The organism is Microcystis sp. M53598_WE2 (assembly GCF_030067735.1).
GTDB lineage: Bacteria > Cyanobacteriota > Cyanobacteriia > Cyanobacteriales > Microcystaceae > Microcystis > Microcystis aeruginosa.
In genome coordinates this window covers 1-1,261 of record NZ_JASJFE010001002.1, presented here as the reverse complement: position 1 = coordinate 1,261, position 1,261 = coordinate 1, and the positions used below count along the sequence as shown (strand labels likewise).

The 1,261-nt window shown below is 46.6% G+C and carries 1 protein-coding gene; it reads left to right on the top strand.

Annotated features, from left to right (window positions below; genetic code table 11):
- Window positions 1-372: 372 nt before the first annotated feature.
- Window positions 373-1,206, top strand: coding sequence for a photosystem II manganese-stabilizing polypeptide (locus PX636_RS20505; RefSeq protein ID WP_004162736.1), 834 nt, complete (start codon window positions 373-375; stop codon window positions 1,204-1,206).
- Window positions 1,207-1,261: the final 55 nt, after the last annotated feature.

Sequence of the window (1,261 nt, the reverse complement as noted above, 5' to 3'; positions counted from 1 at the left end):
GGGGTGTAGGGTGTGGGGTGTGGGGTGTGGGGAAGGAAACCTCTTTCATCTGTGGTGGTGAAAATTTTTTCATCGGGACTGACTCCTAAGCTAAGACGTATTTAAACTGCTTATTCTTCGATTAGCCGAATCTCCTCCAATCTCTTTACTGTTGCCTCTTGCCTCCTGCCTCTTGCCGGCTGCCTCCCGTCTCCTGACTCCTATCTCCTGACTCCTATCCCCTGCCTGCCGTCCCCTGTCTCCCATCTTCTCAATGGTCACTGATCTTTGATAAACTGAGTTTCGGTGAATTGGCCCGACCGATTCGATAATTCATCAGGCTATGGATCAAGGGTAGTAATTGTAAAGATTGACAAAGAGAGGTTGACATAGATGAGATTTCGTGCCTTGTTAGTTGCCTTTTTAGCCTTGTGCTTAGGGGTGTTGACAGCTTGTAGCGACGCGCCTAGTGCCGTCCTGAATAGAAACGAGCTAACCTATGATGAAATTTTAAACACGGGATTAGCTAACAAATGTCCGCAGATTTCCGAGTTCACCCGGGGTACTCTCCCCTTAGAACGCGGCGAAAGTTATGTGGTGACAGATTTATGCTTAGAACCCCAAGAATATTTTGTCAAGGGTGAACCCGTTAATAAGCGGGAAGCAGCCACCTTTATACCGGGTAAACTCCTAACCAGAGATACCACCAGTTTAGAACAGATGACAGCGAGTTTAACCGTAGGCGAAGACGGTGTTTTAACCCTCAAGGAAGAAGACGGTATCGATTTCCAACCCGTTACCGTACAATTACCCGGAGGTGAAAGAGTTCCCTTGTTCTTTACCATCAAAGGTTTCACTGGCAAAACCGAAGCCGGATTTAACTCGATTAATAGTTCCACGGATTTTGAAGGCGACTTTAAAGTTCCCTCCTATCGTGGCGCTGGTTTCTTAGATCCCAAAGGTCGGGGTGTGGTGACGGGTTATGATAACGCTGTCGCTTTACCCGCTAGTGCTGATAGTCAAGATTTCCAGCGTGCTAACGTCAAAGCGACGGAACTGGGTAAAGGTACTATGTCTTTACAGGTAACTAAAGTTGACGCTTCTACCGGCGAGTTTGCTGGTGTTTTTGAAAGTGAACAGCCTTCCGACACCGATTTAGGGGCAAAAGATGCTGAAGAAGTGAAAATTCGCGGCATTTTCTATGGTCGTCTCGAAGCTCGTGCCTAATTAATAAATTCAGAATTTCTGGAAATTAAGGCGAATTTCTCCCTAGAGAAGTTCG